The 26,265-nt window shown below is 55.5% G+C and carries 27 protein-coding genes; 16 read left to right on the forward strand and 11 right to left on the reverse strand.

The features are described 5' to 3' along the window. Nucleotides 1-58 precede the first annotated feature (58 nt). Genes uvrC through AB9F27_RS05160 form a run of 4 tightly spaced genes read left to right on the forward strand, consistent with a single transcriptional unit; the run spans nucleotide 59 to nucleotide 3,348 of the window. Nucleotides 59-1,972 carry an excinuclease ABC subunit UvrC gene (gene uvrC / locus AB9F27_RS05145; protein ID WP_335583835.1) on the forward strand — a complete coding sequence of 638 codons (1,914 nt, stop codon included), beginning with the start codon at nucleotides 59-61 and terminating at the stop codon, nucleotides 1,970-1,972. Nucleotides 1,973-1,981: 9 nt separating this feature from the next. Next, nucleotides 1,982-2,650, forward strand: a complete 669-nt coding sequence (gene pgsA, locus AB9F27_RS05150; RefSeq protein WP_039001766.1) for a CDP-diacylglycerol--glycerol-3-phosphate 3-phosphatidyltransferase — start codon at nucleotides 1,982-1,984, stop codon at nucleotides 2,648-2,650. Further along, nucleotides 2,647-2,895 (forward strand): molybdopterin converting factor subunit 1, encoded by a 249-nt coding sequence (moaD, locus tag AB9F27_RS05155; protein ID WP_039001767.1) that lies wholly within the window; start codon nucleotides 2,647-2,649, stop codon nucleotides 2,893-2,895. Before pgsA ends, moaD begins: the two co-directional genes overlap by 4 nt. Nucleotides 2,896-2,898: 3 nt before the next feature. Further along, the gene (locus AB9F27_RS05160; protein WP_335583833.1) at nucleotides 2,899-3,348 is read left to right on the forward strand and encodes a molybdenum cofactor biosynthesis protein MoaE; all 450 of its coding nucleotides are present in this window, start codon (nucleotides 2,899-2,901) and stop codon (nucleotides 3,346-3,348) included. Here the strand turns inward: AB9F27_RS05160 and AB9F27_RS05165 are convergent. Genes AB9F27_RS05165 through ubiA form a run of 3 tightly spaced genes read right to left on the reverse strand, consistent with a single transcriptional unit; the run spans nucleotide 3,345 to nucleotide 6,630 of the window. Then, nucleotides 3,345-3,671, reverse strand: coding sequence for a hypothetical protein (locus AB9F27_RS05165; RefSeq protein WP_335583832.1), 327 nt, complete (start codon nucleotides 3,669-3,671; stop codon nucleotides 3,345-3,347). The genes AB9F27_RS05160 and AB9F27_RS05165 overlap by 4 nt on opposite strands. After that, nucleotides 3,668-5,587 carry an OmpA family protein gene (locus AB9F27_RS05170; protein WP_335583831.1) on the reverse strand — a complete coding sequence of 640 codons (1,920 nt, stop codon included), beginning with the start codon at nucleotides 5,585-5,587 and terminating at the stop codon, nucleotides 3,668-3,670. The genes AB9F27_RS05165 and AB9F27_RS05170 overlap by 4 nt, the downstream gene beginning before the upstream one ends. Before the next feature lie 59 nt (nucleotides 5,588-5,646). Further along, nucleotides 5,647-6,630, reverse strand: a complete 984-nt coding sequence (ubiA, locus tag AB9F27_RS05175) for a 4-hydroxybenzoate octaprenyltransferase (protein ID WP_335583830.1) — start codon at nucleotides 6,628-6,630, stop codon at nucleotides 5,647-5,649. A gap of 11 nt (nucleotides 6,631-6,641) precedes the next feature. On the opposite strand from ubiA, the gene AB9F27_RS05180 reads away from it, so the two are divergent. The 3 genes from AB9F27_RS05180 to AB9F27_RS05190 are packed head-to-tail and all read left to right on the forward strand — an operon-like array spanning nucleotide 6,642 to nucleotide 9,339. Continuing rightward, complete coding sequence (locus AB9F27_RS05180) at nucleotides 6,642-7,361, forward strand: 16S rRNA (uracil(1498)-N(3))-methyltransferase (RefSeq protein ID WP_335583829.1); 720 nt, start codon at nucleotides 6,642-6,644, stop codon at nucleotides 7,359-7,361. Between the two features lies 1 nt (nucleotide 7,362). Then, nucleotides 7,363-7,911 (forward strand): hypothetical protein, encoded by a 549-nt coding sequence (locus tag AB9F27_RS05185; protein ID WP_039001773.1) that lies wholly within the window; start codon nucleotides 7,363-7,365, stop codon nucleotides 7,909-7,911. A 57-nt stretch (nucleotides 7,912-7,968) separates the two neighbouring features. After that, nucleotides 7,969-9,339: a glutamate--cysteine ligase gene (locus tag AB9F27_RS05190; protein ID WP_335583828.1), complete on the forward strand. Its 1,371-nt coding sequence runs from the start codon at nucleotides 7,969-7,971 to the stop codon at nucleotides 9,337-9,339. 8 nt (nucleotides 9,340-9,347) lie between these two features. On the opposite strand, the gene AB9F27_RS05195 is transcribed toward AB9F27_RS05190, so the two are convergent. From AB9F27_RS05195 to AB9F27_RS05210, 4 genes are read right to left on the reverse strand one after another with little or no spacing between them, the layout of a single operon-like run. Continuing rightward, nucleotides 9,348-9,800, reverse strand: coding sequence for a hypothetical protein (locus AB9F27_RS05195; protein WP_335583827.1), 453 nt, complete (start codon nucleotides 9,798-9,800; stop codon nucleotides 9,348-9,350). Next, the gene (plsY, locus tag AB9F27_RS05200) at nucleotides 9,801-10,406 is read right to left on the reverse strand and encodes a glycerol-3-phosphate 1-O-acyltransferase PlsY (RefSeq protein WP_335583826.1); all 606 of its coding nucleotides are present in this window, start codon (nucleotides 10,404-10,406) and stop codon (nucleotides 9,801-9,803) included. Continuing rightward, the gene (gene pyrC / locus AB9F27_RS05205; protein WP_335583825.1) at nucleotides 10,393-11,679 is read right to left on the reverse strand and encodes a dihydroorotase; all 1,287 of its coding nucleotides are present in this window, start codon (nucleotides 11,677-11,679) and stop codon (nucleotides 10,393-10,395) included. The genes plsY and pyrC overlap by 14 nt, the downstream gene beginning before the upstream one ends. Nucleotides 11,680-11,703: 24 nt before the next feature. Beyond that, nucleotides 11,704-12,645, reverse strand: coding sequence for an aspartate carbamoyltransferase catalytic subunit (locus AB9F27_RS05210; RefSeq protein WP_039001778.1), 942 nt, complete (start codon nucleotides 12,643-12,645; stop codon nucleotides 11,704-11,706). Between the two features lie 107 nt (nucleotides 12,646-12,752). Here AB9F27_RS05210 and AB9F27_RS05215 point away from each other — a divergent pair, with 107 nt between their 5' ends. The 4 genes from AB9F27_RS05215 to AB9F27_RS05230 all read left to right on the forward strand — a co-directional run bounded on the left by AB9F27_RS05215 (nucleotide 12,753) and on the right by AB9F27_RS05230 (nucleotide 19,081). Then, on the forward strand, nucleotides 12,753-13,568 hold the full coding sequence (locus AB9F27_RS05215; protein WP_335583824.1) for a uracil-DNA glycosylase: 816 nt from the start codon (nucleotides 12,753-12,755) through the stop codon (nucleotides 13,566-13,568). Between the two features lie 37 nt (nucleotides 13,569-13,605). Further along, entirely contained in the window at nucleotides 13,606-14,091 is a 486-nt protein-coding gene (locus AB9F27_RS05220; protein WP_369757599.1) for a molybdenum cofactor synthesis domain-containing protein, read from the forward strand. 104 nt (nucleotides 14,092-14,195) lie between these two features. Beyond that, nucleotides 14,196-15,668, forward strand: coding sequence for an HlyD family efflux transporter periplasmic adaptor subunit (locus AB9F27_RS05225; RefSeq protein ID WP_335583822.1), 1,473 nt, complete (start codon nucleotides 14,196-14,198; stop codon nucleotides 15,666-15,668). A gap of 2 nt (nucleotides 15,669-15,670) precedes the next feature. Continuing rightward, entirely contained in the window at nucleotides 15,671-19,081 is a 3,411-nt protein-coding gene (locus tag AB9F27_RS05230; protein ID WP_335583821.1) for an efflux RND transporter permease subunit, read from the forward strand. Here AB9F27_RS05230 and AB9F27_RS05235 read toward each other — a convergent pair. Next, nucleotides 19,070-19,894: a protein-disulfide reductase DsbD domain-containing protein gene (locus AB9F27_RS05235; RefSeq protein WP_335583820.1), complete on the reverse strand. Its 825-nt coding sequence runs from the start codon at nucleotides 19,892-19,894 to the stop codon at nucleotides 19,070-19,072. The genes AB9F27_RS05230 and AB9F27_RS05235 overlap by 12 nt on opposite strands. A 114-nt stretch (nucleotides 19,895-20,008) precedes the next feature. On the opposite strand from AB9F27_RS05235, the gene AB9F27_RS05240 reads away from it, so the two are divergent. Then, nucleotides 20,009-20,578 (forward strand): YqgE/AlgH family protein, encoded by a 570-nt coding sequence (locus tag AB9F27_RS05240; protein ID WP_369757612.1) that lies wholly within the window; start codon nucleotides 20,009-20,011, stop codon nucleotides 20,576-20,578. Here AB9F27_RS05240 and AB9F27_RS05245 read toward each other — a convergent pair. Beyond that, on the reverse strand, nucleotides 20,575-21,489 hold the full coding sequence (locus tag AB9F27_RS05245; protein WP_335583878.1) for an L-threonylcarbamoyladenylate synthase: 915 nt from the start codon (nucleotides 21,487-21,489) through the stop codon (nucleotides 20,575-20,577). The two genes, AB9F27_RS05240 and AB9F27_RS05245, sit on opposite strands and share 4 nt — an antisense overlap. 145 nt (nucleotides 21,490-21,634) lie before the next feature. Here AB9F27_RS05245 and AB9F27_RS05250 point away from each other — a divergent pair, with 145 nt between their 5' ends. The 4 genes from AB9F27_RS05250 to AB9F27_RS05265 all read left to right on the forward strand — a co-directional run bounded on the left by AB9F27_RS05250 (nucleotide 21,635) and on the right by AB9F27_RS05265 (nucleotide 25,092). Continuing rightward, nucleotides 21,635-23,353, forward strand: coding sequence for an acyl-CoA dehydrogenase (locus AB9F27_RS05250; RefSeq protein WP_335583818.1), 1,719 nt, complete (start codon nucleotides 21,635-21,637; stop codon nucleotides 23,351-23,353). After that, complete coding sequence (locus AB9F27_RS05255; protein ID WP_335583817.1) at nucleotides 23,350-24,426, forward strand: MBL fold metallo-hydrolase; 1,077 nt, start codon at nucleotides 23,350-23,352, stop codon at nucleotides 24,424-24,426. The genes AB9F27_RS05250 and AB9F27_RS05255 overlap by 4 nt, the downstream gene beginning before the upstream one ends. After that, entirely contained in the window at nucleotides 24,410-24,877 is a 468-nt protein-coding gene (locus AB9F27_RS05260) for a DUF6173 family protein (protein WP_335583816.1), read from the forward strand. The genes AB9F27_RS05255 and AB9F27_RS05260 overlap by 17 nt, the downstream gene beginning before the upstream one ends. Before the next feature lie 80 nt (nucleotides 24,878-24,957). Beyond that, complete coding sequence (locus AB9F27_RS05265) at nucleotides 24,958-25,092, forward strand: aa3-type cytochrome c oxidase subunit IV (RefSeq protein ID WP_039001785.1); 135 nt, start codon at nucleotides 24,958-24,960, stop codon at nucleotides 25,090-25,092. Between the two features lie 62 nt (nucleotides 25,093-25,154). On the opposite strand, the gene AB9F27_RS05270 is transcribed toward AB9F27_RS05265, so the two are convergent. Next, nucleotides 25,155-25,484, reverse strand: coding sequence for an AzlD domain-containing protein (locus AB9F27_RS05270; RefSeq protein WP_039001786.1), 330 nt, complete (start codon nucleotides 25,482-25,484; stop codon nucleotides 25,155-25,157). Beyond that, nucleotides 25,481-26,191, reverse strand: coding sequence for an AzlC family ABC transporter permease (locus tag AB9F27_RS05275; RefSeq protein WP_335583815.1), 711 nt, complete (start codon nucleotides 26,189-26,191; stop codon nucleotides 25,481-25,483). The genes AB9F27_RS05270 and AB9F27_RS05275 overlap by 4 nt, the downstream gene beginning before the upstream one ends. Nucleotides 26,192-26,265: the final 74 nt, after the last annotated feature.

The following is a 26,265-nucleotide window of genomic DNA, read 5'->3' on the forward strand; positions in this document are numbered from 1 at the left end:
TGGACATGTTTTCTCTTGCTCCCATAGCGAATAGATTGCAGGGCAGAATGGAATCACAATGAAAAAAGAAGCAACCCCCCAAGCTGGCCCAGTGTCAGCAATTAGCGACGCTGCTGATGTCGCTACGCCTCTTGTGGGGCATGCGCGCGTGCAGGGGTATTTGCATACCCTCGACAACTCGCCGGGGGTCTATCGGATGCTCGATAGCGAGGCGCGGGTGCTCTATGTGGGCAAGGCGCGCAACCTTCGCAAACGTGTGAGTAACTACGCCAATCCTAACGGTCACACGGGGCGGATTTTGCGGATGATTTCGGAAACCGCCGAGATGATGTTCCTGACGACGCGTACTGAAACCGAGGCGTTGTTGCTTGAGCAAAACCTGATCAAACAACTCAAACCTAAGTACAACGTGTTGTTGCGCGACGATAAAAGTTTTGCCAATATTTTTGTCTCAACAGAGCATGATTTTCCGCCGGTCAAGAAGCACCGTGGACGCAAGGGGGCGAAAGGAAACTACTATGGACCCTTTGCCAGCGCGAGTTCCGTAAACCGGACACTCAACCAACTTCAGAAGGTTTTCTTGCTGCGCGATTGCACGGATGCCACCTTTGAAGGGCGAACGCGACCCTGTTTGCAATATCAGATCAAGCGCTGCTCGGCCCCTTGTGTGGGGTTGGTCAGTAAGTCGGACTATGCGCAATTGGTCAGTGATGCGGAGCGGTTTCTGCAAGGAAAATCCACTAATGTTCAGGCTACACTGGCGGCAGAAATGGCGTCGGCGAGCGAGGCGCTTGAGTTTGAACGGGCGGCTGCGTTGCGGGACCGGATCAAGGCGCTAACACAAGTGCAGCAGAACCAAGGCATCAATCCGCGCGGTGTTGCGGAGGCGGATATTGTCGCTCTCCATATGGAGGGCGGGCAGGCCTGTGTGCAGGTGTTTTTTATTCGGGCCAACCAAAATTGGGGCAACCGCGATTTCTACCCACGGGTCGGATTGGATATTTCCCCCGCCGAGGCGCTGCAGGCGTTTTTGGGCCAGTTTTACGACAACAAGCTGCCGCCCAAGCAGGTGATCCTGTCGCATGATATAGAAGACAAAGACTTGATGACGGAAGCTTTGAGCCAAAGAGCCGAGCGTCGGGTCGAGGTGCTTATCCCGCAACGCGGCGAAAAATACGAACTTGTAGTGAACGCCAGTCGCAACGCCCGTGAAAGCCTCGCGCGCAAGATGTCCGAGACGGCGGCGCAAAGCAAATTACTGGCGGGGGTTGCCGAAGCCTTTGATCTACCCGCAACGCCCAAACGCATCGAAGTTTACGACAACTCGCATATTTCGGGCACCAATGCCGTCGGCGGAATGATCGTTTCGGGGCCAGAGGGATTTATTAAAAGCCAATACCGGAAATTCAACATCAAAGACACGGAGATCACCCCCGGCGATGACTTTGGCATGATGAAAGAGGTGCTCTCGCGCCGCTTTAAACGCTTGCTGAAGGAAGACCCAGAGCGCACGAGCGGGACGTGGCCCGACCTTTTGTTGATTGATGGCGGCGCGGGGCAGGTCAGTGCAGTCCGCGAAATCATGACCGAATATGGCGTCGGGGACATTCCGATGGTGGGCGTGGCCAAGGGGGTTGATCGCGACCACGGCAAAGAAGAATTTCACCGCACGGGCAAACGGCCGATGGCGCTGCGCCACAACGACCCCGTTTTGTATTTTATTCAGCGCATGCGTGACGAAGTTCACCGTTTTGCAATTGGAACCCACCGCGCCAAACGCTCCAAAGCCTTTAGTGCGACGCCTCTTGATGATGTTCCAGGCGTGGGCGCGGCGAGGAAACGTGCGCTTTTGGCGCATTTTGGCAGCGCAAAGGCCGTGTCACGGGCTGGTTTGTCCGATTTAAAGGCAGTAGAAGGAATTTCGGGCGCAATGGCCGAAACCCTCTATGATTTTTTCCACGAAAAAGGGTAACAAGGTCACATGACTTGGAACATACCAAATATTCTCACGGTTGTCCGCCTCTTGGCCGCGCCGTTTCTCGCCCTCGGGTTTATTTTCTTGCCGCGCGGGTTTGCCGATTGGTTTGCCTTGACGCTTTTTGTGGGCGCGGCCCTGACCGATTATATCGACGGCTATCTTGCCCGTAAGTGGAAGCAGATCAGCAAATTTGGCACCATGCTTGATCCCATCGCGGACAAGGCTATGGTCGTTATTGCCTTGATGGTGCTTGTCGGGGTCTGGAATATGAATCCCTTTGTAGTGTTCCCCGCGACGATCATCATGTTCCGCGAGGTTTTTGTCAGTGGGCTGCGCGAGTTTTTGGGCGCGGACGCGGGCAAACTCAAGGTCACCAAGCTGGCGAAATGGAAAACCACGGCGCAAATGGTGGCAATCTCAGTGTTGCTTGCTCAGGGTATTTTCGAGCATTATTTTTGGGCGTTTACGATTGGTATGGATCAAGGGATTATTTCCAGCATCCTCGCTGGTGATACGGCCGATCACATGGGCCTTTGGTGGCTACGCTTTGGCGCGCTCGCGACGCATTATGCAGGCCTTTGGATTTTGTGGATTGCTGCGGTACTGACCCTGATTACGGGGTGGGATTATTTCAATAAATCGCGGCCCTATCTTGCGGATGAGCCAAAATGATTGATGTGATGTATTTCGCATGGGTGCGCGAGCGGATTGGTCTGCCCAAGGAGCAGATCGAAACCTCGGCCAAAACCGTGATGGATTTGGTTGAGGAATTGCGTGGCCGCGAAGAACGTTATGCCCTAGCTTTTGAGGACCTTGCGTCGCTCAGAGTCGCAATTGACCAAGAACTTACCGAGTTTGACGCGCCCTTAGCTGGCGCACGGGAAGTGGCTTTCTTCCCGCCGATGACTGGGGGCTAGGCCGTGGATATCCGCGTGCAGGAGCTTGAGTTTGACGCAGGCGTTGAGCTTGCGCGCTTTACTGCGGCATCGCGTTCCGCAGGGGCCATCGTGACATTCACAGGCATCGTGCGGGATACGCCGAACGGTGATTTGGATCGGATGGAAATCGAGCATTATCCGGGAATGACCGAACGCGCGCTGGGCGAGATCGCACAAAAGGCGCGGACGCGTTGGGACTTGAGCAACCTTCTTATCCTGCACCGTTTTGGCGACCTAAAAGCGGGGGAAACCATCATGATGGTCGCCACGGCGTCGCGCCATCGGGTCGCTGCCTTTGAAGCCGCAGAGTACCTTATGGATTATTTGAAATCCCGCGCACCGTTTTGGAAAAAAGAATTCACAAAATCCGGTGCAACTTGGGTTGCGTCCAAAAGGGACGATGAAGATGCCCTCAACCGCTGGAAGCCTTAAGCGCCGTTGGTTTTTTCAATATAGATGCGGAGTTCTTCGGCTTCGTGACGAGCGGTCCGAAGGCCATCCATCGCCGCGCTCAATTCCGCCTCTGTCTGGGAAATATGGCTGTTCAGTTCGGATTCGCGTTGTTCCAAATAGGTGATGGCCTGATCGCGCAATTCCTCGGCCTCATGCAAGGCCTGCGCCATTTTCTCAAGCTCGCCGATGTCCGCTTTTGACACGCGACTAAACCGATGCACCAACCAATTGGCAAACCATCCCAGTGCAAAAGCCACAAATAGGATAATTGCCGTCGCGGCAATAAACTCAATTCCGTTCATTCAGTGGCCTCTTGCTCGGTTTCTTCTGTCGCGCCTTCTTGGGGAGCGTCGGTTTCTGGGTCTAGCGCGGATGCCGGACCCTCTTCTTGTGTGGCGTCATCTTCTGGAAGTATCAATGTAAATTCAATACGTCGATTGTCTTCGCGGCCTTCTTCTGTGTCATTACTAGCGATGGGTGTTGTTTCGCCATACCCTAGAGCTTTCAGATTTCCGGTCAACACGCGCCGCGCCATCAGGGCGTTAACGACGGCCTCTGCGCGGGCTTGTGAGAGGTCATAGTTCATGCCGTCGCTACCTTGGCTGTCTGTGTGACCCGCGATTTCCAAGGGGACGCCTTCGCATTCCTTCATGAGGGCGGCAATTTGATCAATCGAAGATCTAGACTCAGGGGCGATGGTATCCGCGCCCGGTGCAAAATTGATTTTGTTGGCTTGAATGACGGCGTTGATCGAGGTCACACATTCTTTTGGCGTGGGAAGGGCGGCGACCGGATCTAAGGCCTCGTTATAGACCACATCAAAGGTGACGTCTGTGCCTTCGGGGAGTTGGGTTGCCAGCATGGCCGCGAGTTGTGCATTCGTGTCCAGATTGCCCGTGACCCCTTTGACGGTCAGGTTGTTTGCCCCGACCACAACAGAGCCATTGTTGAGTTCTGCGAGGGCCGCGAGGCCTGAGAAAACCCGCATTGGCCAGCCTGCTGGTAGATCCGGATCAAGGCTAAGGGGGGCATAAACCTCGTCCCGTCCAAAGCGTGCCCGCGCATAGCTTTGCGCCGCTTTGCGAACGCGTTCAGTCGGAACACGACCGCGCAGCTGAACCTGCCCCTCGGGGCTTAGGGTGGCCACAAAATCAATCGGGCCTTCAAGGCGCGTGGTGGTCTCCTCGGATTCAGGCAATGTAGCGGATAATGAGAATAGCAGCGGGAGGTCGGCCTCTAGCTCGGCAATTGTAGTGTTGAAAAGCTCCACATCGGTGCCTTCGTCTGCGATTACGGTAACATCCGCATCCGCGAAACTAAGCGAGCCGCCACCAAGTTTTACCAGCGCGCGGATACCTGTTTCAACGGCCTCTCCCCAATGTGTGGTGGGGACGCCAAGGCCAAGCGTGCAATTGGAAACCCCTTTAAGGCCTGCCGCCTGAGCCGCCGCGAGGATACGCGCCTGCGTAGGGATTGTGTCTGCGGCGCAAGCGTCAAAACGAGCGACGCCATCCTTGAGGACGAACCGAAGCGAGAAGGGAGTCAAGACGGGGCGCGGGGCAGAAATTGACAGGTAAAGTTTGGCGGTCTGGGGGGCGGCACGGCGCAGCGCTTTTTCAAGTTCCGCCCGCTCACCTTGGGATTCACTCACGGCGGTAATTGAGATACTATTCGCCGAAAGGGATATTTTTGAACGCTTAAGCTGCGCAAGGGCGCGGTAGCTATAGAGGAGTGCTTGATCCCAGCCTTCGGGCGCGGGATAGGGGGCAGATTGAAGAAAGTCGACGATTGGCGTGCCCTTGGTCGCGTCGCGAAGGGCCTCAAGGAAGGCTTCGCGATCAAACTCTTCGGGGATAAGTCCGATGAGGGAGATGCCATCCGTGTTTTGAAGAATCTCAATTGTGAAATCGGGCGCGGCAATGCTTTCGGCTTCGGCAACGTCAATAAAGTCCGCAATGCGCGACGGATCAACAACGTTCCCCGCACTTGTCAGCGCTCTAAAACGTGCAGCTTCGGTGGGGGCAGTGCCCGTCAATATGACTTGCAGGCCGTCAACGTCCACATTTGTCCAATTCATTTGCTGCTCACTCAGAGCTTCGCCAACGGCGGCCCCAGAGTATTTTTCGATAGCTCCGACGGCGAAATAGGCTGCCATGATGGCCAAAACGGCCGCTGCGAGAAAGGCGAAGACGCCTGCCAATGTGGAAAGTGAGCGCATGAAGACCCTGTCTTGGATGAGAGTTGCCCTTGTTTAGGCGCTTCGTCCCATGGGTTCAATCACAGGAATAAGCATGCGGCGAAAAACAGCACAGGCAACAACCCCGCTTCGCGATTGGAACGGAAAAGCCGCAGGCACATTGACACGTCATCCCCGTCAAATAAGCGCATTTGCCACGCGAGATGCCATCCCAACGCCCAAGGCCCACCCAAAGCGACAACAAGCAAGAGTAGGTTTTCGCGCGGCGCGGTCGCAAGGATAACGGCAAGCCCCATCAAACCGACGGTTGTCATTAAGAAATAGCGAAGCGCAATACGGGTGCGATCCCCAAAAAGAAGCGCTGTGGATTTGATGCCAATCATGGCGTCATCCTCCTTGTCTTGATGCGCATAGATCGTGTCGTAAAACAGCGTCCACGTGATCCCAGCAAGATAAAGCGCAATCACCGCGCCGTCGATCACGCCAGTATGCGCGACATAGGCCACCAATGCGCCCCAGTTAAAAGCGATCCCGAGGAAAACCTGCGGCCACCATGTGAACCGCTTGGCAAAAGGATAAATCGCCACGGGCACAAGCGCCACGATCCCAAGAATGATCGCAGGCAGGGGAAAACTAAACAGGATCAAGGCGGAAATTGCCACCTGTGCCACCATCCAGATCAAAGCGCCGCGCACGCTGACTTGGCCTGACGGGATGGGGCGGGACTTGGTGCGCTCTACAAGGCCGTCGAAATTTCGGTCGCTGATATCGTTCCATGTACACCCCGCGCCGCGCATCAAAAACGCGCCAAACCCGCAGCCCAACGCGATCCAAAGATCGGCGAACGACGCGCTCCCCGATGACAGCATCGCCAAACAGACACCCCACAAGCAGGGAATATACAAAAGCCACGCACCGATTGGTCGATCAGCCCGCGACAACCGCAAATAGGGGCGAGTGGCTTCTGGTGCAAAGAGGTCCACCCAATTGCCAATTGGCGCATCCTGAACGGGCGCCGCAGATTTAGGGGCATTGGCCTCTGGAAGTTCGGGTGTGTCGGGCATAAGTTAAGTCCATGAAAGCAAAGATTAGACTTTATGTAGAACAGGGCCTAGGGGTTGGGCAATCAATTCCTCTAGATCGCGATCAGGCGCATTACCTTTTTGGAGTGATGCGGCAACCTGTTGGTTCCTATATCGCGCTGTTTAATGGCCGCGACGGTGAGTATTTGGCGCGTATTGTTGAGGCAGGAAAACGCGGGGGCGTGTTGGAATGCGAGACGCAGAGCCGCCTTTTGCAAATGCCGCCCGACCTGTGGCTTTGTTTTGCTCCGATCAAAAAGGCGCGCACGGATTTTATCGTCGAGAAAGCCGCCGAAATGGGCGCGATGCGCATTTGCCCCATTCAAACAGAATTCACCAATTCGGAACGGATTCGCCGCGACCGCCTTCAAGCCCACGCGGTTGAGGCGGCCGAACAATGTGGCGGCACATATGTGCCCGAAGTCGCCGATTTACAGCGGCTTGACCGTCTGCTCGACGCGTGGCCGGCGGACCGCAATATCATGTTTTGCGATGAAAACCTTGCGGGATCTGGCGAAGTTCTAGGCAAGGCTACGGGTGACAAATGGGCGATCCTCATCGGCCCTGAGGGTGGTTTTTCCGAAGCCGAACGCAATCGCCTCCATGCGCTCCCCTTTACGCATGCTGTAAGTCTTGGGCCACGAATTTTGCGCGCAGATACTGCCGCGGTTGCGGCACTCACCCTTTGGCAAACACATCTCGGAGACTGGTGATATGAGTTTTGTTCGGCCTGAAGTTCTCGAAAGGCTCAAGCAGTATCAGGAAGTTGCTTGGGGAATCGCCGCGGTGGTTCTCGGAGTGATCGGATTTTTGGCGGGCGGCTTCATAACGTTCATTTCCATTCCGCTCCTATTAGCGGGGGCGGCGTTTGTCTTCTTGGGTTTGCGCCGTGCACGTTTCCGCATCCTACGCGCAAAGGCCCCTATCTCTGACGGGGTAGTGGAAATGGTGGAGCAAGAAGTGACGTTTTTCTCCAGCGGGATTGGCGGCACTATCGCGATGGATCAAGTCGTCAAAATTGAGATTCAAACCATCGACAAAGGCCCAAATACACAGGCTATGCACTGGATCTTCTATCAACGCGACGGTCAACCCGTACGTATTCCTTCAGGGGCGGTTGGGGCCGAAGGCCTTTTTGATGCGCTTGTCGCTTTTCCGGGGGCTGACTACGAAAAAGTGATCGCCGCCAGCCAATCAACCCAGAATAGCCGTTTCCTGATCTGGCAGGATGAGGGCTATATCTCGCGGCGAATGTTGCATTGACATCCCCTAATTTTCACCTCACGACTTAAACCCCGATAACCCACTGGAGCCCGTCTCATGTCTATCCCACAAACCGGCGCAGGCCCCATCGAAAGCCATGACCAATTGGCGCAACTCTTGGAAGACGGCTGTAAGCCCAAATCTGATTGGCGCATTGGAACTGAACACGAGAAATTCGGGTTTTGCCAAGACAGCTACAAGCCACTCCCCTATGAAGGCGAGCGTTCGATCTTGGCGGTTTTGGGCGGATTGCGCGACAAATTCGGCTGGGCCCCGATGGAAGAGGGTGGCAAGCTGATCGGCCTCACCAAGAATGGCGCTAATGTTTCGCTGGAACCCGGAGGTGCTTTGGAACTGTCTGGGGCTCCGCTTGAGACCATCCACGAGACCTGTGACGAGGTGAATGACCACCTGCGCGAAGTCAAGGAAATCGCCGATCATATTGGAGTCAAATTCATCGGCCTTGGGGCCGCGCCAATTTGGATGCACGATGAAATGCCCCTGATGCCCAAGGGGCGTTATAAGCTGATGGACGCTTATATGAACAAAGTGGGCACGATGGGCACGACGATGATGCGCCGTACCTGTACGGTTCAGGTGAACATCGATTTCGGCTCTGAGGCCGATATGGTGCAAAAGCTGCGGGTGGCCCTCGCGCTTCAACCCGTCGCAACCGCACTTTTCGCGAATTCGCCGTTTTTTGAAAACAAAATCAACGGCCATAAATCATGGCGTAGCCGCGTTTGGCGCGATCTTGACCCTGATCGCACAGGCACCTTGCCGTTTGTCTTTGAGGACGGCATGGGGTTTGAAGCTTGGGTGCAATACGCGCTCGATGTGCCGATGTATTTTGTCTATCGCGACGGAAAATACATCAACGCGCTGGGCCAAAGTTTCCGCGACTTCCTCAAGGGCCAACTTCCCGCACTGCCGGGTGAAAAGCCAAGCCTGTCTGATTGGGCAGATCACCTAACAACGATTTTCCCCGAAGCGCGGATCAAACAATTCCTTGAAATGCGTGGTGCCGATGGCGGTCCGTGGCGTCGTCTCTGTGCGTTGCCCGCGTTTTGGGTGGGCATGTGTTACGAGCAATCCTCGTTGGATGCGGCATGGGATTTGGCCAAAGATTGGGATACGGAAACCCGCGAAGGCCTGCGCGTTGCGGCTTCGGTCGACGGGCTTCAGGGCGAATTTAATAGTATCAAAATGCTCGATCTCGCGCGCGAATGTGTGGCCATTGCCGAGGCAGGTCTTAAGGCGCGTGCGCGTCCCGGTGCGGGCGGATTGATTCCTGACGAAACCCACTTCCTGAACGCATTGAAAGAAAGCGTCGAAACAGGACGCACTCCTGCCGATGAATTGCTGGATAAATACAACGGCGATTGGGGCGGAGATTTAACCCGTATTTACGACGAGTATTGCTACTAAGCTTTTGCCTACAAACTCGGGGCTTTCTGGCCTCGGGTGAAAATCCAATACAACAAGGCGGCGAAACCGCTCCAAATTGGCATCACAATGAGGCCCATGGTATAGCCGATTTCAAAGGCAGTTTTCACAAGAACGGCGTCCACGCGGCCAGCCAATAGCGCGTTTTGAATGCCAATTGCGACCGGCGAAACCAAGCCCACTAGAACGCCCACGACGACCCAAAACCAGATCGACGGCGCGCGGCGCAGGGACGCGAAATACAGTGCGGGCCACCCTAAAACAATAAACGGTACCAGAAGAAGCACGAGCATTGCCGCGGGTGCCAAAAGAACAAAGGTTAACGATGGAATTAATTTCGTCGCCATAAGACCGAAACTTGCAGCGGCGACTAGAAAAGGCGACAAGCCAACGCTCAAGAAAAAGGCCCACCGCGAGAATATATGTCCGGCTTTTGTTTGCATCTACTTTTTCCCAATTTTTGGTTCGGTGCCCAAACGTAGGCGCGCAACATTGGTGCGATGCCGCCAGTATATCAGAATTGCAAGAACAACGCCGAGGATAAAGGTCGTATCTAAACTCAGGACAACCATCCAAACGGGCGCAAAGCCTGCGGCCATAAGAGCCGCAAGGGACGAATACCTTAGTAAAATGGCAAAAGCCAGCCAAGTGCCACAGGCTGCGAGGCCGATAATTGGGTTGAGGGCGAGCATGATCCCAAGGTAGGTTGCCACGCCTTTGCCGCCAGAAAATTTCAGCCAAACTGGATAGCAATGGCCCAAAAACGCCGCCAATCCCGCGATTTGTGCCGCGCCTTCGCCCCAAAGTGCAAAGGCGATGAGAACAGCAACGGCTCCTTTGCCGCCATCCAAAACGAGTGTGAGTGCAGCGGCGGTTTTATTGCCTGTGCGTAAAACGTTGGTGGCCCCGATGTTGCCTGAGCCGATCTCACGCAAGTTTCCTAGCCCCATTGCCTTGGCCAAAATCATCCCGAATGGAATGGAGCCAAGCAAATAGCCAAATATGGCGGCGAGGGCCAAAACGCTCGGGGAAGTCTCAATGATCGGCATATTCGGCTCCAAAAATGGCGTGTCCAGCGACAAAACTCATCCGTACCTTGCCCTGCATTCGCTGCCCGTCAAAGGGGGTATTTTTAGATTTTGACTTTAGGGAAAACCGATCCAGCACAAAAGGCGCATTGATATCAAATAGAACGAGATCCGCAGGCGCGCCAATCGCGAGGCGTCCACAGGGAAGCCCGAGGCGTTTTGCGGGATTAAGCGCGAGTGCCGCGAATAGTGTCGGTAGGTCGATTAACTCGCTATGGACCAAACGGAGGGCGGCAGGCAGCAGGGTTTCGAGCGCGACAGCGCCTGATGCGGCCTCTTGGAAGGGAAGGCGTTTGCTCTCTTCGTCCTGCGGGGTGTGCATCGAGGAGATGATGTCGATCAGGCCGGTGGCTACGGCATCGACCATCGCAAGACGATCATCCTCTGAACGCAACGGCGGCTTAACCTTAAAGAACGTGCGATAATCGCCGACATCAAGTTCGTTGAGCGTGAGGTGATGGATACTGACCCCTGCGGTCACATCAAGCCCCGCGTCTTTGGCACGTTGCAGTGCGGGCAGGGCGGCGGCAGTAGAGAGTGTGTCGGCGTGGTAACGGGCACCGGTCATTTCAACCAACGCGAGGTCGCGCTCAAGCCCCATCCGTTCGGCCATCGGCGACACGGCGGGCAAGCCGCGCAGCGACGCGAATTTTCCGGAGGTGACAGCCGCGCCTTTTGACATATTCGGATCTTGGGGGTGGGCAATAACCAAGGCGCCGAGGCTTTTCGCATAAGTCAGTGCGCGAGAGAAAACTTTGTTGTCGGCGACCACATGATCGCAATCGGAAAAGGCAATGGCCCCGGCATCCGTTAGGAAGCCGATTTCCACCATTTCATGGCCCAAGCGACCTTTGGTCAGGGCGGCCATGGGGAGGATATTTACGGGGGCGGCCTCGTTGGCGCGACGTGTCACAAATTCCAGCGCTTCGGGCGTGTCGAGGGCAGGGGATGTATCGGGGCGGGTGATCATTGTGGTAACTCCACCCGCCGCCGCCGCTGCGCCTGCGGTGCGGAAACTTTCCTTGTGACGCTCGCCCGGTTCGCCGATTTTAACGCCGATATCCACAATCCCGGGCGCAAGGTGCAGGCCACGACAATCGATCGTGTTCGCGCAGGCGGGAGGCGTCCCTGTGCCTTTGTCCGTAATCAAACCCGCGTCGAGCAGCAACCAACCGAGGGCTTCGGTTTTGTCTTCGGGGTCTATCAAAATCGCGTTGGCGAGCAGAGTTTTCATGTTTGGCTTCCTAGGCTTAGAAGATTAGGCGGCGGAACGATTGCGCAAATTTCGGGCCAAAAGGTCCATCGCGGCCATGCGCACGGCGACGCCCATCTCGACTTGTTCCTGAATGACACTGCGGTTGATGTCGTCGGCGATAGTGCCGTCGATCTCGACACCGCGATTCATCGGGCCAGGGTGCATGACAATGGCATCGGGTTTGGCATAGGACAGCTTCTCGGCGTCAAGGCCGTAGCGGTGGTAATATTCGCGCTCGCTTGGGATAAATCCGCCGTCCATGCGTTCTTTCTGAAGGCGCAGCATCATCACAACGTCAACGTCCGCAAGGCCTTCGCGCATATCATCAAAGACTTCGACGCCAAACTCGGAAATCTGGCTGGGCATCAGAGTTGTGGGGCCAACGAGGCGCACACGATTTTCCATTTTCCCAAGCAGGATCAGGTTACTGCGGGCAACCCGCGAGTGGGCAATATCGCCACAGATGGCAATAGAGAGCCGATGCAAACGCCCCTTGGCGCGGCGGATCGTAAGGGCATCCAGCAAGGCCTGAGTCGGGTGCTCGTGAAAGCCATCACCCGCGTTCAAAACGGCACAATTCACCTTCTCGGCCAACAGGTTGACGGCACCGGAATGTGGATGGCGCACCACCAGCAAATCGGGGTGCATGGCATTCAGGGTGAGCGCCGTGTCAATCAGCGTTTCGCCCTTTTTCGTGCTGCTGGCCTGCATTGCCATATTCATCACGTCCGCCCCCAAACGCTTGCCTGCAAGCTCAAAGCTGGCCTGTGTGCGCGTCGAGTTTTCAAAGAACATGTTGATTTGGGTCAGACCCGCCAAAACATCGGAATGTTTGGTTTTGGAGCGGTTTAATTCGACATAGGTCTCGGCCAAATCTAAAAGTGTGGTGATCTCATCTGGGGCGAGATATTCGATCCCCAAAAGATGCTTGGCGCGGAAAGTCATGGCTAGCCCCTGTGTCGATTTTCTCGCTTATAGAAACTACGGCGCGCGGGGGCAATTTATTCTTTTCTCCGCTTTACCCTTTGCCCCCCGCAGCATACTTTAAACGGATGGAGACAGAACTCGGATATTATGAGGCGAAAGCCTTGTTGGAATGGCAGATCGAGCTCGGAGCCGATGAGGCGATCGAAGATTCTCCGATTGATCGCTATGAAATTCCGGCGACACTGGCCCCCCCTGCGGCACTTGCGAAAAAAACCGCGAAACCTGCGCCTATTATTCATACCGAAGTGAGCGCAGCCGATCTCTTGGAAGAAGCACGTCGCAGGGCGGTTGCTGCGGCACAAGGGGCTTCGACCCTCGCAGAACTTGCATCCGCAACCGAGGCATTTGAAGGCTGTGACCTGAAAAAAGGCGCACGCGGATTTTGTTTTTCGGACGGAAACCCACAAGCGCGCATCATGGTGATTGGCGAAGTGCCCAGCGTCGACGAAGATCGCAACAAATCGCCGTTTTATGGTGCGCAAGGCCAGCTTTTGGACCGAATGTTTGCCGCCATCGGTCACGTTCGTGGTACGCCCGACCCGCAAACAGCGCTTTACCTCACCACGGTATTGCCTTGGCCCACGCCACAGGATCGCGAACCTACGATGGATGAACTCACTTTGATGCGTCCGTTTTTGGCCCGTCATATCGAGCTTGCAGACCCCGATGTGGTTGTGTTGATGGGGAATTCGCCGTGCCTTGCGCTTTTGGGAAAAGGGAATATCAACCGCCAGCGTGGTCAATGGACAACGGCCCAAGAACGGCCAGCGCTCCCTATGTTGCACCCGTCGAAACTGTTGCGTTCCCCAGAGAGTAAACGCGAAGCATGGGCGGACCTCTTGGCGTTGCAAGCCCGCCTTCGGGAGTTAAGTCATGTCTGAACGCGCATTTTTACCCGTCCGCATTGCTGTTTTAACGGTGTCAGACAGCCGCTCCCTCGCAGAGGACCGCTCGGGGCAAACTCTAGTGGATCGGCTTACAGCGGCTGGACATATTTTGGCCGCGCGCGAAATCATCCACGACGAGCGGGACCAAATCGCGGCACGATTGCGCGAGTGGTGTGCGGATCCTGAAATTGACGTGATTATTTCCACGGGCGGCACGGGCCTCACGGGGCGCGATGTGACTGTCGAGGCGCATCGCGACGTCTATGAAAAAGAGATCGAGGCCTTTGGCACGGTCTTTACAATCGTTTCGATGAAGAAAATTGGCACATCCGCGGTCCAAAGCCGCGCCACCGGAGGCGTTGCACAGGGGACCTATTTGTTCGCGCTCCCCGGAAGTCCCGGCGCGTGCAAGGATGCATGGGATGAAATTTTGGTGCACCAGCTCGATTATCGTCACATGCCGTGCAATTTTGTTGAAATATTTCCGCGATTAACGGAAAAAATGCGACGGAAGTAGGTTTCTGCTACGTATACCTTTTATCCGCCCTTGTTGGTCGGCACACGAATTCTTGATTCTGGCGCCATTCCCATTGTGGTAAAATGCGCCAACGGAGACGATTTATGCGATTTCTTGGCCGGAGCCTGATTGGCGTCCTTTTACTGTCCCTCACCCTTGGGATTTTGGCATGGGCGGGGCAAGTTGTGTTTTCTGCTGTGCGATCCTTGGCCGAGCAAGAAGATCGTCAAAGACCCGTCCGCGAGCGGGCATTTGCCGCGAATGTCCTTGATGTGGTTGCGGGCGAGCATACCCCTGTGTTTACCGCGTTTGGCGAAGTGCGCAGCCGGCGTATTCTAGACGTGCGTGCGGCATCTGGCGGGACTGTTGTTTTCATGGACGAGGCGTTTGAGGAAGGTGGGCGTGTCACGCAAGGCCAGCTTCTTTTGCGTATTGATCCCGCAGATGCCCAAGACACGGTGAAGCGGGTTGCGGCGGATATTTTGGAAGCAAATGCGGAATTGAGCGAGGCGGAAGCGGCGCTGATTTTGGCGAACGAAGACCTCGCGGCGGTACAGGCACAAGCGGACCTGCGCGAAGCGGCCCTCACGCGGCAAAACGATTTGCGAAAGCGGGGGGTTGGCACTGATGCTTCTGTTGAAACCGCAGCCCTTGCGGTCGCGGCGGCCAATCAAGCGATTGTGTCGCGCCGCCAAGCCATCGCGCAGGCCGTGGCGCGGGTGAGTACAGCAAAAACATCTCTCGTGCGGCAAGATATTGAGAAAATCGAAGCCGAACGCCGCCTTGCAGAGACCGAAATCTATGCAGCCTTTACAGGGACGCTTTCGGGGGTAACCCTCGTTGAGGGAGGGTTGGTTACAAATAATGAGCAGATCGCGCAACTGATTGATCCCACGCTTCTTGAGGTCGCGTTTCGCGTCTCCACCGGCCAATACGCGCGGCTTTTGGATGGGCAAGGGCGCCTGATTGGATCGAATATTTCGGTGAGCCTCAATGTCTTGGACCTTGATTTAGAGGTCTCGGGTAAAATTACCCGCGAAAGCGCGAGCGTCGGCGAGGGCCAAACGGGCCGCGTGCTTTATGCCAGTCTTGAAGACGCGCCCGGTTTCCGCCCCGGGGATTTCGTGACTGTACATGCGGACGAGCCTGTTTTGCGGCGCGCCGCCCTTATCCCCGCTCTCGCCATAAATGCCGCTTCTGAAGTTTTGGCCGTTGGGGAAGAGGACCGTCTTGAGTCTGTTGTCGTGAATGTTTTGCGGCGGCAGGGCGATGATATTTTGATCGAAGCAGAGGCGCTTTATGGACGGCAAATCGTCGCCGAACGTTCGCCGCTTTTGGGGGCGGGAATTAAGATAACACCAGCGCGACCTTTAGGCGTGCAAGACACCGAGCAAGCCGCCAAGCCCGAACCAGAGTTGGTTGAACTTACGGACGAGCGACGCGGCAAGTTGATCGCTTTTGTCGAAAGCAATCAACGGATGCCCGCCGACGCGCGGGAACGCATTCTTGGCCAGCTGTCCCAACCTAAAGTCCCGTCAAGTGTGGTCGAGCGACTTGAAGGTCGGATGGGGGGCTGATCATGGCGCGTAAACTTTCCGGATCTGCGAGTGGTGTGTTGTCCTATTTCACGCGTCACGCCACCGCAGCAAATCTCCTTTTGGTGGTCATGATTGCCCTTGGATTGGCCGCAGCACCCCGTATGCGTGCGCAGTTTTTCCCCGATATCGTCATTGATAACGTAAGCGTCTCGGTGCGATGGGAGGGGGCCGGATCAGAGGATGTGGACTCCGCGATTATCCAATTATTGGAGCCAGTGTTGCTGTCAGTGGAGGGGGTTGAAACCTCGACGTCGACTTCAAGAGAAGGTAGTGCTTCGGTCTCGCTCGATTTTGAAGACGACTGGGACATGGCCCGCGCGACGGATGATGTTCAGTCCGCCGTGAATACGATTTCCAACCTCCCTGAGGGGGCTGACGATCCCGTTGTCCGGCGCGGTGCATGGCGCGATCGCGTCACGGATGTGGTTCTAACTGGGCCGGTAGACGCCGAGCAACTCGGGCGTTTGGCCGATGAATTTGTCGCGCGCCTATTCGCTGAGGGCGTTACACGCGCAAGTATTCGCGGCCTTTCTGCGCCAGAAACCATCGTTGAGGTTACAGCGACCTCGCTGATTCAGAATGACCTTTCGATGGCTCAAATCGCTTCGGTCATTGCCGCAGAAGCCGCCGCTGATCCCGCAGGGGATGTTGAGGGCGCCAATATTCGGGTCCGCACCGGGGTCGCGAAAAAGAGTATTGATGAAATCTCATCCGTGGTGATTGAGAGCAAATCTGACGGCACCCAACTCACAGTGGGCGATGTGGCAACGATCACCACGTACGGGGTCGATCATGATCGGGCCTATTTTGTCGGTGACAATCCCGCAATTGTTGTCCGCGTGGATCGTTCGGCCCAAGGGGATGCAATCGGTATTCAAAAACAGGTGGAGAAGGTCGCCGCCGAGATGCGGACGGTGGTTCCACAGGGGGTATCCGTCAGCCTGATTAACACCCGCGCCGAGGCGATTACGGGGCGGTTAAATCTGTTGCTTGAGAATGGTTTGATGGGCCTCGCCCTCGTTGTTACATTGTTGTTTTTGTTCCTCAACGCGCGCACGGCAATTTGGGTCGCGGCGGGTATTCCCGTCGCGATGTTGGCGGCGGTCGCGATCATGTATGCGGGTGGATTGACCTTCAACATGATCTCGCTATTTGCGTTGATTATTACGCTCGGCATCGTTGTGGACGATGCAATTGTGGTGGGCGAACACGCGGATTTTCGGGCGCGGCGTCTTGGGGAATCCCCCGTTGAGGCCGCAGAGAACGCCGCGCGGCGGATGGCTCCGCCTGTTTTTTCTGCAACCATCACGACGGTGATTGCCTTTTTCGGATTGGTAGCGATTGGCGGGCGGTTTGGCAGCTTGATTGCGGATATTCCGTTTACCGTTATCGCCGTTTTGATTGCGTCGCTTGTTGAGTGCTTTTTGATCCTACCTAACCACCTCAGCCATGCTCTGGCCCATTCCGGTAAAAATCATTGGTACGACGCGCCAAGTCGAGTGGTTAACCGTGGCTTTGGCTATGTACGCGATAACTTTTTCCGCCCGATGATGCGATTGGTGGTGCGCCTTCGCTATCCTGTGTTTGCGGCGGGCATCCTTTTGCTGGCGTCGCAGGCTGCGGTTTTTATCAGAGGCGATGTGCAATGGCGGTTTTTTAATGCGCCAGAACTTTCGACCATCACGGGGAATTTCGCCATGGTGGACGGTGCCACGCGCGACGACACCAAGGTGATGATGCAAGAAATGCAACGCGCTGTGGAGGTGCTGGGCACGCGGTACGAGGTCGAACATGGTACCAATCCTGTGGCCTATTCCCTCGCCGAAATTGGCGGGAATGCAGGGCGTGGATTTTCTGGGGTCGAGTCTAAGGATTCATCGCTTTTGGGGGCAATTTCCGTCGAACTCATCGACGCGGATCTGCGCCCTTACAGCAGCTTTACCTTCCTCGCCGATTTGCAGGACGAGATGGTTCAAACACCTCGCACCGAACTTGTGAGCTTTAGAGGCGGGCGGTCAGGCCCAGGTGGTGATGCGCTGGATGTTCAGTTTTATGGCGCCTCTGCGGTGACCCTCAAAGAGGCCGCGGAAGCCTTGAAAACCGCGCTCATCTCTTTCCCTGAAGTCTCGGCGCTTGAAGATACGCTGTCTTATGACAAGGAAGAACTCATTCTTGAGTTGACCCCACAAGGCCAGTCACTTGGCTTTGCCATCGATGATCTGGGGCGCATTTTGCGCGACCGTTTAAATGGTATTGAGGCGGCGACCTATCCAGACGGACCTCGGAGCGCAATAATCCGCGTGGAACTTCCAAAAGGGGAGCTTGGTGCGGACTTCTTGGAACAGTCCTACCTGCGGGCCGAAAGCGGTAGTTATGTGCCTTTGGGAGATATTGTAACGGTAAAACGCCAGACTGGTTTTTCGACCGTGCGGCGCGAAAATGGCCTGCGCGTTGTCACGGTGACGGGGGATATCTCCGACGATGATCCTGCGCGGGCTGTGGCGATCTCGGAACAATTGCGCGATGAAATATTGCCTCAAATTGAGTCCGACTTCGGGGTTGGGTGGAATCAATCTGGCTTGGATGAACAGGGGCGCGATTTCCTAAATGATGCGTTTCTGGGTTTGATTTTGTGCCTGACGGGCATCTACCTCGTGTTGGCTTGGGTGTTCTCGAGTTGGACGCGCCCGATTGTTGTGATGGCGATTATTCCCTTCGGCCTCGTGGGGACGATTTATGGCCATGCGGTGTGGGATGTGCCACTGTCGATGTTCTCGGTTGTGGGGCTGATAGGGATGACGGGCATTATCATCAACGACTCGATCGTTCTGATCACAACGATTGACGAATACGCCGATGAGCGCGGTTTGTTTCCTGCGATTGTTGATGGGGTTGCAGATCGATTGCGGCCAGTGATGCTCACGACACTGACAACCGTTTTGGGCCTCTCGCCGTTGTTGTTTGAAACCTCAAGCCAAGCGCAATTCCTGAAACCAACGGTGATTACATTGGTGTATGGGCTGGGCTTTGGCATGGTGCTTGTGTTGTTGGTGGTGCCGTCTTTGGTCGCCATTCAGAGCGACACCGCGCGCCACGTTGCGGCGTTTAAACGCGCGATCCGGTTTCCTGTGGGTGGGGCCGTTGCGTCTTGGAGCGTGGCTATTTTGGTGGGGTTGTCCGCTGTGATTTTTGCTGCCACTTTGGGGGCCGCTCTCCTGACGGGCGCGCTTTGGGCGCCTTTGCTTGCGGCCGTTCCTAGACTCGCAGATGGACCCGTTATGCCAACGGCTTTTGGGGTGTTTGTCGCGGGAATTTTGCTGGCTACTTTGGCAGTTTACCTCATTGGCGCGGTGGTTATGGCGCGGCAAGTTAATCGCAAACTAGCTGGGTGAGTGACAGCCGATAAACTCTACCATATCGCTCTCGCCCAGAACCGTGAGGCGTAGATCGCTGCGTTGCAGCCCTGTCGGGAGGCCGGTGTCGCTAGCAAGGGATGTTTCCACATTGAGGGTGTTTCCATTGCGTGAAACGCGGGTCGGACTCACCCAGAGCGATTGATCACTGTGCTCCACGACGGCAATTTCCTGCCCTTTGAGGGGAGGGAGTTTCGCTGTGATCCGCACTCCCATGCCCGCGGCGCTGGGGATGAAATCACATGTCGCGGTTGTTTTGGATGCGCGCGCGCCCAGTAAGAGGGCGTGTTTGATTGCTTTGGTCCCCACTTCCCCCGTTGCGGGCAAATCAGTATCAAATGAAAGCTTTACGGGAATGCAGACATCCGCGCAGACTCCGATTTGAATTTCACCCGCAAGGCGCGCAGGTGCCCTTGGGTTTTTGAGGGTCACTGTCATCGGTACAATCACTTGGTCGTGGTACACAAATGATTGCAAACCGAATTTTGTTTCGGCTTTGGGGCGCGGCCAAGAAAAAGAAATCCCCGAAATATTCTCGCTTTGCGTCAGGCTAAATTGTGGGGGAATTCCCGCTTCACCGGGCACACGCCAATAGGTCACCCAATCTGGTGCAAGCGCGATTTTCATTGCCGCGATTTGGGTGCCATCCTGTGCCCGCCACCCCGTTAGTATTTCCAACGAAACCATTTTGTCGCCGTCCAAGCTGGATTGTGCGGAGCCTTGAGACGCCGCTGACGTAAGGGCAAGGACCGCAGAGAAAAACGCACGTCGAAAGAGGGGAAAATGTTTCATAACACCAGATATAGGGCACACCCCCTTTTTGGAAAATCACATTTCAGCGAAAACACCGTGACTGCGCCATTTAATCCACTTGAAACACGCCAACTTTCTAAGCACACTAACCAGATGATTAGTGTGACGGAAAGCTTGAGCGGTAAACTTCTGATTGCGATGCCCGGAATGGGGGATACGCGATTTGACCACAGTGTTGTTTACCTCTGTGCCCATTCCTCCGAGGGCGCGATGGGGATCATCGTTAACAAGCCTTCCTTTAACGTGAAATTTGACACGCTGATAGACCAACTCGGGATCGCGCCCAGTGATCGTGGCGACGACATTCATGTGCATTTTGGCGGTCCTGTTGAACACGCGCGCGGATTTGTGCTGCACTCTAATGATTACGATGGCGGCGAAACGACCCTTCAAGTGGATCAAAATTTTGGAATGACCGCCACGCTAAATATTCTTGAGGATCTATGTACTGGCAATGGTCCGCAAAGTGCTTTGTTGGCCTTGGGGTATGCGGGATGGGGACCGGGGCAGTTAGAGAACGAAATCCTCGCCAACGGATGGTTGACCTCAGATGCGGACCCAGACGTGGTTTTTGAAGCAGACAACATGGAAAAATGGGAAGCGGCTCTTGCCAAGCTTGGGGTGAGTCCGTTGATGCTGTCTTCGGTGTCTGGCAACGCTTAACGCGGGGCGGCAGCGCGGCGCAGGCGGTCGTTTATCGCTTGTCCAAGTCCAACTTCTGGTATCGGTGCGAAGGCGATTTTTTCGGCATTTAAGGCGTTGGCTTGATGCAAGATATCAAACAAATTCGCCGCCGCCTCATGCAAGTCCCCACTGTGGGAAAGCGTAAGGTCAGCGTCTTTGGTTGCGCCAAACCCAATTAAAACCTCGCCCGCAAGTTTTTCGGTCGCATTTAGGCGCACTGGGGCGCTGGGCGCATAGTGGCTCAAAAGTTGGCCCGGTGCGGATATCTCGCCCTCTTTTGCGTCGGCGAGGTCGTGCCCGAGGCACTGTTCGATCGCTTCTTTGGGCAACCCACCGTGCCGTAAAAGGGTTGGGGCCGCGACGCATCCAACAATCGTGCTTTCGAGGCCGACTTCGCAAGAGCCGCCATCTAAAATCGCGTCGATGCGCCCCGATAGGCCGTCAACAACATGCGCCGCAGTTGTGGGGCTGATCTTGCCTGAGGGGTTCGCAGAGGGAGCGGCGACGGGGCCTTGGAAGGTTTGCAAAAGATCATGCGCCAAAGGAGCCGCAGGGACGCGCAGTCCAACCGACCCAAGCCCCGCCGTGACCAAACTCGACAGCCCTGCATCCGCGCGCAGAGGTACAACAAGCGTGAGGGGGCCGGGCCAAAAGGCCTGTGCAAGCGCGCGGGCATCCTCATTAAACACCCCGTATTTTTCGGCCGCCTCAAGGGAGGCGACGTGGACGATCAGCGGATTGAACTGGGGCCGTCCTTTGGCGTGGAAAATACCCGCAACTGCTGTGCTGTTGCGCGCATCGGCGCCAAGCCCGTAAACCGTTTCGGTCGGAAAGGCGCAAAGCCCTCCGCGCGTCAAGATTTTTGCTGCTTGATTGACGCCGTCTGGCATTTCTGGGAGGAGAAGGGTTTGAATAACAAGTCTTTCTGACGTGGCGTTTTTATTGATGGTCGCGCGGGATGTACTAGGTTCGATCTTGAATTCACAAGACATAACGGCGTCGGGCGTTTTTGCCAAGCTGTTGAACGGAGGCCAAATGCCCTATCGCGCGCCGACTGCTGATTTTCAGTTTATTTTCGACAATATTGTGGGCCTTGAGCAGACATACGCAACCGAGAAGTTCGCCGAAGCGACGCCCGATGTTGTGGAAGCGATTCTCCTCGAGGCGGGTAAATTATGCGACGATGTGATTGCGCCGTTGAATCGGATTGGGGATTTGGAACCTGCACGCCTTGAGAATGGTGTCGTGCGTACATCCACTGGTTTTGCCCAAGGCTATGCCGCGATTGCCGACGGTGGATGGATTGGCGCGGCGGCCTCGGAGGAGTTTGGCGGTATGGGCCTGCCGTTTGCGGTTTTGACCGCAGTGAACGACATGATGTCGGGCGCGTGTTTGGCGCTTCAGTTGAATCCATTGCTTACCCAAGGGCAAATCGAAGCGCTGGAACATCACGCCAGCGACACCATCAAAGCCCTCTACCTCCCCAAGCTGATTTCCGGCGAATGGAGTGGCACGATGAACCTGACCGAATCTGCGGCGGGAAGCGATGTTGGCGCTTTGTCGACGAAAGCTGTGTCTATGGGCGACGGCGAATATGCCATTACAGGCGAGAAAATATACATCAGCTGGGCCGACAATGATTTTACCCAAAACGTCTGTCATCTCGTTTTGGCACGTTTGCCGGATGCTCCTGCAGGGACGCGCGGGATTAGCCTGTTTATGGTGCCTAAGCTGATACCCGATGAAAACGGTGTGCCTGGGATAGCGAATACGCTGAAGGTTGTGTCGCTTGAGCATAAAACAGGTTTGCACGGTTCGCCGACCGCCGTTTTGAGTTTTGATGGCGCGAAAGGCTGGATTGTCGGGCAGGAAAATGGTGGCATGAAAGCCATGTTCACCATGATGAACAACGCTCGTCTAGGGGTTGCAGTCGAGGGTATTGGGGTTGCAGAAGCGGCCTTCCAACATGCCTTGGCCTATGCCGTTGAGCGCAAGCAAGGTCGCACACCTGTCGAGGGTGGCAGCGGCGCAATCGTGGAGCACGCGGATGTGCGTCGGATGCTTGCCACAATGAAATCACAAGTGTTTGCGGCCCGTTCCATCGCCCTGTCTTGCGCGGTTGCGATCGACATGGGGAACGCGACGGGCGAGGCAGATTGGCGCGATCGGGCGGCCTTTTTGACCCCTATTTCCAAGGCCTATGGCACGGATGTCGGGATCGAAGTTTCGACGATGGGCGTTCAGGTGCACGGCGGCATGGGCTATGTCGAGGAAACGGGCGCGGGGCAATTTACCCGCGATGTGCGCGTCACCGCGATTTACGAAGGCACGAACGGCATTCAGGCGATGGACCTTGTGGCCCGCAAAATGATGGATGGCGGCGACGCGGCCTTCCGTTTGCTCGAAGAAGTTGAAAACAACGCCGAGTCCGCCCGTGGCCAGTTTCCGCAAATGGCAGGTGCGGTTTGGGCTTCCGCCGAGACCCTGCGAGAAGCGACGGAATGGTTGGTTAGCCAAGACGATATAAGTGATCGGTTTTCGGGCGCTGTTCCATTTCTGAAGGCATTCGCGCTTGTTTTGGGCAGTCATGCGCACCTTAAGGCTGCGATGGCTGAAGAGGGCGAAGGCCCGCGCACACGCCTTGCGCGCTTTTATGTGAAACGATTGCTGCCCGAGCATGTGGCCCTCCTTCAGCATGTTCGCGAGGGCAAAAAAGACCTCTTTGCAATCACGGCGGCGGACCTCGGCGCGTGAACGCGCAGGGGCGCAAAATAGCGGCGGGAATCAGATATCCGTTTGAAACGCCGCCCGCTGAGGGGGAGGCAATTACGGTTGCGCAGGGGGTGTTATGGATGCGCCTGCCTTTGCCGATGAAGCTGGATCACGTGAACGTCTATGCCTTTGACGACGGGGAAAGCTGGACGATTGTCGACACAGGTTTTGATACAAAAAGAACCCGCGAGATTTGGCGAGACTTGATGGCGGGCCCCCTGGAAGGCAAGCCCGTTGCGCGCCTTTTGGTGACCCATCACCATCCCGATCATGTGGGGCTTGCGGGGTGGTTCCAAACGGAATGCGGTACAGAATTGATCACTACACGCACGGCGTGGCTGTCCGCGCGCATGTTAACGCTTGATAATCAGGAGCTTCCAACCGAGGAAAACCTGACGTTTTGGCGGCAGGCGGGGATGGAAGCCGCGACCTATGCGAAACGCTCCCAAGAACGTCCGTTTAATTTTGCCGATATCGTCACGCCAATGCCGGTTGGGTACACGCGTATCCAAGAAGGGGACACGTTGGAAATTGGCGGGCGAATGTGGGATGTGCGTATCGGCAATGGCCATGCGCCCGAGCATGCTTGCCTTTTTAGTCGCGACGACGAATTGGTAATCGGGGGCGATCAACTCCTGCAATCAATCTCTCCCAATATCGGTGTTTATGCCACCGAACCGATGGCCGACCCGCTCGGAGAATGGCTCGAGGCTTGCGAACGTTTGAGCGCCTATGCGCGCGCGGACCAGTTCATATTGGGCGGTCATAAGCTGCCTTATACGGGCCTTCCTACGCGGCTTAAGCAATTGATAAAAAACCATCATAGTGGTTTGGAGCGCTTGTTGGAATTCCTTGAAACCCCAAAAACGGCACATGAATGTTTCCCTCCGCTGTATAAACGAACAATCGGCGAGGGCGAATACGGGCTTGCATTGGTCGAAGCAATCGCGCACGTAAATCACCTATACTTGGCGGGGAAAGTTACCCGATCAGCCCGCGAAAACGACGCGTGGGAGTATTGCGTGAAGGAGAATTTCGATGGACGGGAAAATTAAAACAACTGCTGAAGCTGTAGAAGCAGAAGCCTTGCCGCGCGCGCATGTGGTGCATTGTGGCCCCAATCCACCTAAAACAATTGAGCAGAAGCCGGTGCCAAAGGGCGTATCGAAAACCCCAATGGGGCAAAAAACACCCGCTCACTGGGCCTATGAGCGCTTGATTATGTATATCAAAAACTTCGAAGAGCAGCTCGACAATGAGCACGAAGTGGCCATGGGATTTGTTGGTGGCGACGCAGGGGTGTTGCGAATTGAGGGGCTTGGCTATTATGATCCTGATATCATTACATTCTATGGAACCGAAACTTCGGGTGCCAAAACGCAATTGATCCAACATGTATCTCAACTCTCGGTCATGCTCCGCGCCCTTCCCAAGCTGAAGGCGGCCGCCGCGCCAAATAGAATTGGCTTTCGATTGGCGGCAGATTTAGAAGAAGGCGCCAAGTGAATGTCAGAGGGTGACATGCCGCTCTGAATCGTTTAATTGGTCGATAATCATGACATGTGACACAAAAAAGGAATAACCAGATGGCCGAACATAAGCACGGTGAAGCGGACGTTGAAGTTCAAGAAAACACCTTTGCCGGATTTATTAAATTGGTGACTTGGGGAGGCGGAATTTCGATCGGCATTCTGATCTTTTTAGCGCTTTTCAACACATAAGTGCAGACTCAAAGCGGCGGCTCATAGGCCGCCGTTTGTTCGTATTTTAAGGCCCATTCGGTCTAGTTAAGCAAGTAGAGCGAAAGATATAGCGCAATGCCGCCGCAAAAGAACGCGGCGAGGAAATTCTTGCTAAAATACCCCACCGAGAGCGTGACACCAGCCGCGATTAAACGCGCGGGATCAAGATCGCCGCCCGTGGCGTTAGGCCAAAGAACCAGCGGAGCCACAAGCCCGGGCATCACGGCAACAGGTGTATAACGCAAATGGCGCAGCAACCATTCCGGTAATTCACGTCCGCCAATGAGGCCAAGGAACGAGAAGCGGATTAAGTAGGTTCCGAGCCCCAAACCAACGATGATGAACCAAATATTTGCGTCCGAATAAGTCATGTGGCGTTCCTTTTCATCCAGACTTCAATTTGCGCGCCTACGATCATGGCAGCAAAGGCGGCGACCAACAGGCCGGTTCCCGCGGGCATAAAACCCAGAAGCAACGAGAGGATGATGGAAACTACCGCTGCGGCCACATGGGCTGCCGTACGCAACATCGGGGCGACCATGGCCAAAAACGTGATGGGAACCGCGAAATCCAAGGCGAACGCGGGCGGGATTTCCGAGCCGACCTTTGCCCCGACGAAGGTGAAAATATACCAAACAGGCGTGAGGAGGGTCATTGTCCCAGCAAAATACGCAAACCGCTCTGGGACGCTCATTTTCGGGCGCTTTTCGTATTCCGAGATGCTGACAGAATATCCCTGATCCACCAATAAATAGCTGACGGTTGCCCGTTGCCAGAGGGGGGCTTTGCCAAGGTAAGGCACAAGTGACGCGGAATACATTGTCATCCGCAAGTTGACCGCGAGGCTTGTCAAAAGCACGATAATTGTGGGGGCGTTTTCATCCATCAAGGAGACGGCCGTGAATTGCGCCGCCCCCGCGATCACCAAAATTGAGAAGGACATGACATGGAGGATGTCCAACCCGCTCTCGGTCGCGACGACGCCAAAAAGCAATGCAAACGGCGCGCCGACGACGAGAAAAGGCGATCCGTCGCGAAGACCACGCCAAAACGCGGATTTGATGGTGGAGTTGGGCATGGACTGGCTCTAAGCTATCGGAAAATTAAGCTAAACCTATAGAGGGACGGTCTGTGGCAACAACCCCAAATATT

It is taken from the genome of Falsihalocynthiibacter sp. CO-5D18 (assembly GCF_041205445.1).
Classification (GTDB): Bacteria; Pseudomonadota; Alphaproteobacteria; order Rhodobacterales; family Rhodobacteraceae; genus Falsihalocynthiibacter; species Falsihalocynthiibacter arcticus.